The sequence below is a fragment of the Chloroflexota bacterium genome, from assembly GCA_015478725.1.
GTDB lineage: Bacteria > Chloroflexota > Limnocylindria > Limnocylindrales > CSP1-4 > C-114.
In genome coordinates, this window is sequence record JADMIG010000028.1 from 23,714 (window position 1) to 31,226 (window position 7,513).

The 7,513-nt window shown below is 71.6% G+C and carries 7 protein-coding genes; 5 read left to right on the forward strand and 2 right to left on the reverse strand.

The window, feature by feature from the left end; genetic code table 11:
- Positions 1-72: 72 nt before the first annotated feature.
- Positions 73-1,593 carry an aldehyde dehydrogenase gene (locus tag IVW53_13035; protein ID MBF6606491.1) on the reverse strand — a complete coding sequence of 507 codons (1,521 nt, stop codon included), beginning with the start codon at positions 1,591-1,593 and terminating at the stop codon, positions 73-75.
- Positions 1,593-2,699, reverse strand: coding sequence for a mandelate racemase/muconate lactonizing enzyme family protein (locus tag IVW53_13040; protein MBF6606492.1), 1,107 nt, complete (start codon positions 2,697-2,699; stop codon positions 1,593-1,595). The genes IVW53_13035 and IVW53_13040 overlap by 1 nt, the downstream gene beginning before the upstream one ends.
- Before the next feature lie 44 nt (positions 2,700-2,743).
- Between IVW53_13040 and IVW53_13045 the strand changes: the two genes are divergently transcribed.
- The 5 genes from IVW53_13045 to IVW53_13065 all read left to right on the forward strand — a co-directional run bounded on the left by IVW53_13045 (position 2,744) and on the right by IVW53_13065 (position 7,373).
- Complete coding sequence (locus IVW53_13045; protein ID MBF6606493.1) at positions 2,744-3,577, forward strand: IclR family transcriptional regulator; 834 nt, start codon at positions 2,744-2,746, stop codon at positions 3,575-3,577.
- 59 nt (positions 3,578-3,636) lie between these two features.
- Entirely contained in the window at positions 3,637-4,854 is a 1,218-nt protein-coding gene (locus IVW53_13050; protein MBF6606494.1) for an ATP-binding cassette domain-containing protein, read from the forward strand.
- A 29-nt stretch (positions 4,855-4,883) separates the two neighbouring features.
- Positions 4,884-5,519: an ABC transporter permease gene (locus IVW53_13055; GenBank protein MBF6606495.1), complete on the forward strand. Its 636-nt coding sequence runs from the start codon at positions 4,884-4,886 to the stop codon at positions 5,517-5,519.
- A complete protein-coding gene (locus IVW53_13060) occupies positions 5,519-6,280 on the forward strand; it encodes an ABC transporter permease (protein MBF6606496.1) in 762 nt (253 codons plus the stop codon). The genes IVW53_13055 and IVW53_13060 overlap by 1 nt, the downstream gene beginning before the upstream one ends.
- A gap of 64 nt (positions 6,281-6,344) precedes the next feature.
- Positions 6,345-7,373 (forward strand): ABC transporter substrate-binding protein, encoded by a 1,029-nt coding sequence (locus IVW53_13065; protein ID MBF6606497.1) that lies wholly within the window; start codon positions 6,345-6,347, stop codon positions 7,371-7,373.
- Positions 7,374-7,513: the final 140 nt, after the last annotated feature.

The following is a 7,513-nucleotide window of genomic DNA, read 5'->3' on the forward strand; positions in this document are numbered from 1 at the left end:
CACTGCTCGCGAGCGCTGCGCCGTCCCCGGACGTCGCCGCGCGGACGGCGTCCCCGTCCGGATGCTCCACGTTCACTGCTCCGTCAGGTCGATCCACGTCGTCTTCAGCTGGCTGTAGTCGTCGAGTGCGTGGAGCGACTTGTCACGCCCGAACCCGGACTGCCCGTAGCCACCGAAGGGGACCGTGTGATCGGCGCTGTCGAAGGTGTTCACCCAGACCGTGCCGGCGCGGAGGCGACGAGCCATCCGGTGCGCCTTCGCGATGTCGCGGGTCCAGACGGCTGCGGCGAGCCCGTACGGGGAGTCGTTCGCGAGCGCGAGCGCCTCGGCCTCGTCATCGAACTCGATGACCGTGAGGACCGGGCCGAAGATCTCCTCGCGGGCGACCCGCATCTCGTTGCGGACGCCGCCGAGGATCGTCGGGGGGAGGTAGAAGCCGCCGGTCGCCTCGCGGACCTGGGTTCCGCCGAGCTCGACGCGCGCGCCCTCCCGCTCGCCGAGGGCGACGTAGCCGAGGACGCGCTCGAGCTGATCCCGATCGACCATCGCCCCGAGGCGAGTGGCCGGGTCGAGTGGATCGCCCGGCGCGAGCGCCAGCCCGAGGGCGGCGACCTTCGAGACCACCGCGTCGCGGACGGACCGATGGACGATGAGCCGCGAGCCGGCATTGCACGTCTGGCCGGCGTTGTAGAAGATGCCCCAGCCGATCGCCGACGCGGCGGCATCGACGCTTGCGACGTCAGCGAGGACGACCTGCGGGCTCTTGCCGCCGAGCTCGAGCCCGATGCTCTTGACGTCCGTCTCGCCGATGTCCCGGAGGAGCGACTTCCCGACCTCCGTCGAGCCGGTGAACGCGATCCTGTCGACGCCCGGGTGCCGGGCGAGCGCCCGGCCGATCCGCGCACCGGGACCCGGGAGGACGTTGAGGACTCCCGGTGGCAGGTCGGCCTCCAGGGCGAGTTCGCCGAGCCGGATCGCGGACAGCGGCGACTGGGAGGCGGGCTTGAGGATGACCGTGTTCCCGGCGGCGAGGGCGGCGCCGATCTTCCAGGCGCTGATGATGAGGGGGTAGTTCCAGGGCACGATCGTCGCCACGACGCCGAGTGGTTCGCGGGTGACGAGCGACAGCGCATCCGGTCCGGTCGGGCCCACCTCGCCGTACCGCTTGTCGATCGCCTCCGCGTACCAGGCAAGGACGGCCGGCGGCTTCGCCGCGTCGACATTCAGCGTGTCGTGGATCGGCTTGCCGCAGTCGAGCGCCTCGACGAGCGCGAGGTACTCGAGATCGCGTCCGACGAGCTCGGCGAAGCGGAGGAGGAGTCGCTTCCGATCTGCCGGCGCGAGGTCCGTCCAGCGGCCGTCGTCGAAGGCCCTCCGCGCGGCCTGCACCGCCCGCTCGACGTCCTCCTCGTCGCACTCGGCGACCTCGGCGATCGCCGTGCCGTCCCGTGCCGTCATATCGCGATACGTGCGGCCCGAGGTGGCGGCGACGGACGCCCCGTCGATGACCGCGAGCGTGTGCGGCCGGAGGTCCCGCGCCCGGCTGACCCAGTCGGCAAGACCGAGCGCATGTGGATCCCGCGGGCCGGCGATCACGCCGCGTACCGTCCGAGGGCGCGCTCGTCGAGGGCGACCCCGAGGCCCGGACGTGCAGGGACCCGGAGGATGCCGTCTGGCCCTGGCCGAAGGGGTTCGGCGAGCATGAAATCCCGGCGCTCGGGCGTCCAGCCGGGCGGATCGTAGGGGAACTCGAGGAACGGTCCCCCGCCGACGCCCGCCGCGACGTGGAGGTTCGCGGCGAGGCCGATCCCGTTCGTCCACGTGTGCGGCGAGAACCAGCGGTTCCGCGCGAGGGCGAGCTCCGCGATCGTCCGGGCCCGCAGCATCCCGACGGCCAGGACGACATCGGGCTGATAGACGTCGAACGCATCGGCATCGAGCGCGGCGAGGAGGGCTGCCATCGTCCGCGTCATCTCGCCGCCCGCCACCCGGATGCCGACCGCCCGCCGGAGATCGGCGAGGCCGCGGAGATCCGTCTCCGGGAGGGGCTCCTCGAGCCACAGGACATCGAGCTCGCGAAGCTCGGCCGCGACGGACCGCGCCGCCGCCGGGTCGAGACCGCGATCGATGTCGCCGGCCATCCGCCAGCCCTGGTTGAGGTCGACCATGATGGCCATCGAGTCGCCGACGGCTCGCCGGGTGGCCCGGACCGCGTCCATCCCTTCACGGAGTCGATCGCGGTCGATCCTGATCTTGAGGGCCCGGAATCCCTCGGCGCAGAACCGCAGCGCCGACTCGGCCCGCGCCTCGGGGCTCCTCAGCTCGCCGCACGACGCGTAGACCGCGAGGCCATCCGTCGCACCGCCGAAGAGCGTCGCGATCGGGAGCCCGGCGACCTGGCCGACGATGTCCCAGAGCGCCACCTCGAGCGGCCAGTAGCGGCCGGCGTGGAAGTCGATGGTCTCGAGGGTCCGGACGTGACGAGCCACCGCGAGGGGGTCCTCGCCGACGAACAGGTGGGCATAGGCGTCGAAGCCGTCCATCGTGTCGCCCGAGCCGAGGCCCACGATGCCCTCGTCCGTCTCGACCCGAACGATCGTCGCCGGGAACGATCGGCGGGGAACCGGATCCCAGGCCGCATCGAAGGCGGGATCGAGTGGCAGGACGAGCCGGTCGAGCCGGATCCGGGTGATCCTCATGAGCGTCTTTACATCATGCATCCGATGTTGCTATTGTCGCAACCATGGTTGTCGCGTCACCCGACGAACCCGCAAGCGCGAGCGCGAGCTGGCTCACCCGCGACTTCGCCCTCCTCGACCGCCTCGCGGACGCCGAGGCCGCCGGCGAGACCGGGCTCGGGGTCTCCGCGCTGGCCGAGCTCAGCGGCCGCGACAAGAGCCAGGTCTCGCGGGCGCTCGGTCGGCTCGCCGACGCGGGCTTCGTCGATCGCGACCCGGGGACGCTCCAGTACCGCATCGGGTGGTCGGTCTTCTCGCTCGCTGCCCGTGCCGCAGGCGGTCGCCTCCTCGCCACGGCGGTCGGGCCGATGCGTGCACTGTCGGCTGAGCTCGGAGAGACGGTCCACCTGTGCGTCCTCGACGGGACGGAGCTCGTGACCCTGCGGACGGAGGCGCCCGGCCATCGCTATCGCGCGACCGGCTGGGTCGGCAGCCGCGTCCCGGCCCATGGCACGTCCGCCGGCCGCGCCCTCCTCATCGATGCGACGACCCCGGAGCTCCAGCGCCGGTTCGCGGCCGTCACGTTCGCCCCGAGCGGACCACGACCGCGCGTCCGCGATGTCGCCAGCCTGATCGAGGCCGTGGCGGCCGCGCGCGCGACCGGCTACGCCACGGTCGACGAGGAGTTCGACGCCGGGGTCGCGGGTGTCTCCGCGCCAATCCGCGACTTCCGGGGGGCGATCGTCGCCGCGCTCAACGTGAGCGCACCCAGCGAGCGCCTCCGTCCCCACCTCGTCGCGGCGGGCGAACGGACGAGGGCAGCCGCCGACGGCGTGAGCCGTCAGCTCGGCTGGGCGGGAGCGATCTCCTTCGGGCCGATCGTCGCCGGTCCGAGCTGAGGGCCCGCCGCGATGCGTTCGGCTACTGTTCCCGGACCAGCTGGGGAGGGGCGCTCGGGATGACTGCGACCGCCGGCCATGCCGCGACCGTCGAATACGACCACGTCAGCAAGTCCTACGACGCTGCGGCGCTGCGGAAGGGCGCGGGCGCGGTCAACGATCTCTCGCTGGCGATCCCGGCCGGCAAGATCTGCGTCTTCGTCGGCCCATCCGGCTGCGGCAAGACGACCTCGCTCAAGATGGTCAACCGCCTCATCGAACCCACGAGCGGTCGGATCCTCCTCGACGGCCAGGACGTGGCCGGCCGCGACCCGACCGAGCTCCGGCGCGGGATCGGCTACGTCATCCAGCAGACCGGCCTCTTCCCGCACCAGACGATCGAGGACAACGTGGCCACGGTGCCACGCCTGCTCGGCTGGCCGGTCGCGCGTCAGAAGGCACGTGCCGAAGAGCTGCTCACGACCGTCGGCCTCGATCCCGCGACCTACGCCCGACGATTCCCGGCCCAGCTTTCGGGCGGCGAGCGTCAGCGCGTCGGGGTCGCCCGCGCCCTCGCGGCGGATCCGCCGGTCATGCTCATGGACGAGCCGTTCGGCGCGGTCGACCCGATCGTTCGCGAGCGACTGCAGAACGAGTTCCTCCGTCTCCAGGAGACGCTCGCCAAGACGATCCTGTTCGTCACCCACGACATCGACGAGGCGATCAAGATCGGCGATCTCGTCGCGGTCATGCAGGCCGGCGGCAAGGTCGCCCAGTTCGCGCCACCGGCCGAGATCCTCGCCCACCCGGCATCCGATTTCGTCGCTCGGTTCGTCGGGACGGATCGCGGGCTCAAGCGCCTGTCGCTCTTCCGGGTCGCCAGCCTCGACCTGCTCACGCCGACGATCGTCCAGCTCGGCGACGACGCCGCCGACGTACGGCGCCGGGCGGCCGCCGATCCGCTCGGCAGCGCGCTCCTCGTCGATCGGGAGCGCCGTCCCGTCGGCTGGCTCCTCGCGGCGGAGATGCCGGCGAGCGGTCCCGTCGGCGCCGAGCACACCGTCGCGCTGTCGCCGCTCCTCGACCGGCGGACGACGCTCAAGGACGCCATGTCCATGCTCCTCGGCAGCGACGTCCAGGCCGGGATCGTCGTGGACCGTCATGGCGCCGTCCGCGGGCTCGTGACCGTGACCCAGATCAGCGATTGGGTGCGCCGCTCCGGCGACGCGCTGCCCGGCGACACCTCCGACGACGATCCGCCGGGACCCGAGCGGGCGACCGAGGTCGGGGAACCGTGAACGGCAAGCCGTTCCTCGACTTCGGCTGGATCGGCGACCACCTCGGGCTCATCTGGGAACGCTTCACCCAGCACCTCGAGCTGACCGTCATCCCGGTCGCCCTCGGATTCGTCGTCGCGCTCGTCATCGCGGTCGCGGTCCTCCACCGTCCTCGGGCCTACGCGATCATCATCAGTGTCACCGGGATCCTCTACACGATCCCGAGCCTCGCCGCATTCCTCCTCGTCTCGCGCTTCACCGGGCTGTCGATCCTGACGGCCATCATCCCCCTCACGACCTACACCCTCCTCATCCTGGTCCGCGGCATCGTGGCCGGCTTCCAGGCCGTCCCGCCCGACGTCATCGAGGCAGCCACGGGGATGGGGTACACCGGGCGCCAGCGCCTGCTCGGCGTGGAGCTGCCGCTCGCCGTGCCGCTCATGGTCGCCGCCATCCGGCTGGCGACCGTGACAACCATCGGCCTCGCGACCGTCGCCGCGATCCTCGGCGACACGTACGGCGGCTTCGGCCAGTTCCTCACCGAGGGTCTCCAGACGTTCTTCCCGACGAAGATCTACCTCGGGGCCGGGCTGTCCGTCCTGTTCGCCGTCGTCGCCGACCTCGTCCTCGTCCGGGTCGAGCGGTGGGCGACCCCGTGGGCCCGGGCGCGGGCGGGGGCGCGCTGATGCCGAGCTTCATCTCGTGGCTCGCTGACCCGGCTCACTGGAGCGGGGCCGACGGCGTCCCGACCCGAGTCCTCGAGCACATCGAGATCTCGGGGTCTGCGGTGCTCGTGGCCCTCCTCATCGGCCTGCCCGTGGGGCTGTGGATCGGCCATACCGGGCGCGGCGCGACCGCGGCCATCAACATCGCCAACATCGGTCGAGCGATCCCCTCGTACGCACTCATGGGGATGATCCTGCCGATCTCGCTCAGCATCGGCTCCGAGCTCTACTGGCTGTCCGTCGTCCCGGTCTTCGTGGCCATGACCGCGCTCGCCGTCCCGCCGATCCTCGTCGGCGCCTACGCCGGGCTCCGGGAGGTGGATCGGGATCTCATCGAGGCCGCTCGCGGGATGGGGCTCCGCGAGGGACAGATCCTCAGGGGGATCGAGATCCCGCTCGCCGCGCCGGTCATCGTCGGCGGGATCCGCACGGCCGTGCTCCAGGTCATCGCCACGGCGACGATCGGGGCGATCATCAGTGGCGGCGGTCTCGGCCGCTACATCTTCGACGGACTGCTCCTGCCCGACATCCCCCGGGTGGAGGCCGGAGCGGTCCTCATCGCGGCGCTGGCGATCGGCGTCGACATCCTGCTGGCCGGCGTCCAGCGTGTCCTCACACCCAGCCCGCTCCGGAGCCCGGCTCGCACGCCCGAGCCGCCGGACGTGCCCGGGGAACCACCGCCCACCGGCGCGCGCGCGCTCGTTCGCGCCATCGGCGGCTGACCCAGCGAGAAACCGGCCCGCCGCGCCGAGCGTATCGGTGCGTGGCCACAAGGAGGAGGTACGAATGCGGAACAGCCGCGTGTTCGCCATCGGGGCGACGCTCATCATGATCCTCGCTGCCTGCACGAGTGGCAGCACGCCCGCGCCGTCGGCCGCGGCATCGGCGGCGCCCTCGCAGGCGGCGGCGCCCTCGCAGGCGGCGGCGCCCTCGCAGGCGGCACCGTCGGCGGCCGCCGCGACGCCCGCCGCCTCGGTCGCGCTGCCGACCGTGCGCATCGGATCGGACAACTTCTACGAGTCCAAGCTCATGGCCGAGATCTACGCCCAGATCCTCGAGCACGCCGGGTACACCGTCGAGCGCCACTTCGGGCTCGGCTCGCGCCAGGCCCGGGAGCCGCTCCTCGAACAGGGTCAGGTGGACATGGTCCCGGAGTACATCGGCTCCGGCCTCGGCTACTACGACAAGACGGCGCCGACCGGCGACGCGCAGTCGAACCACGACAAGCTCGCGGCGATCCTCAAGACGAAGGGTGGCGGGATCGAGGTCTTCGGCTTCACCCCTGCCCAGGACCAGAACGCCGCCGTCGTCCGCAAGGACACCGCGACCCAGTACAGCCTCACGAAGATGAGCGACCTCGCCGCGATCCAGACCAAGCTCAAGTGGGGCCTCCCGCCGGACTGCGACACGAACCCCCTCTGCTCGGGAGCGCTCAAGCAGTACGGCATCACCTATCCGCCGGCGCAACGCGTCGCGCTCGCGGCGTGCGACGCACCGATCGCCCAGGCCCTGCAGGCGAAGACGATCGATTTCGCCTGGCTCTGCTCGACCCAGCCGGCGATCCTGCAGTTTGGGTTCGTCCAGCTGACCGATGACCTCAAGACGCAGCCGGCCGACAACATCGCGCCGCTCGTGCGGGACGACTTCCTCGCCAAGGTGCCGGACAAGGCCGCCTTCCAGGCGCTCCTCGACAACGCCTCCGCGAAGATGACGACCGCGATGCTCCTCCAGCTCGGCGTCGACGTCGCCGTCAACAACCAGGACATCGCGACCGTCGCGAAGAACTGGCTCACCCAGGAGGGGCTGCTCAACTAGCGCCCCATTCGTCGTGCCCCGTCAGTTGTTCGGCCCCCGGTTCCACCGGGGGCCGAACCATGTCCCGTGATCGCGGCGGTGTGACTGGCGCGCCCGGCGGGACTCGAACCCACGACCTTCAGGTCCGCAACCTGACGCTC

Bases quoted from the DNA above. Each gene is read 5' to 3' on its own strand.
- IVW53_13040 (MBF6606492.1), bottom strand. From the start codon at position 2,699: ATGAGGATCACCCGGATCCGGCTCGACCGGCTCGTCCTGCCACTCGAT.
- IVW53_13045 (MBF6606493.1), top strand. From the start codon at position 2,744: ATGGTTGTCGCGTCACCCGACGAACCCGCAAGCGCGAGCGCGAGCTGG.
- IVW53_13050 (MBF6606494.1), top strand. From the start codon at position 3,637: ATGACTGCGACCGCCGGCCATGCCGCGACCGTCGAATACGACCACGTC.
- IVW53_13060 (MBF6606496.1), top strand. From the start codon at position 5,519: ATGCCGAGCTTCATCTCGTGGCTCGCTGACCCGGCTCACTGGAGCGGG.
- IVW53_13065 (MBF6606497.1), top strand. From the start codon at position 6,345: ATGCGGAACAGCCGCGTGTTCGCCATCGGGGCGACGCTCATCATGATC.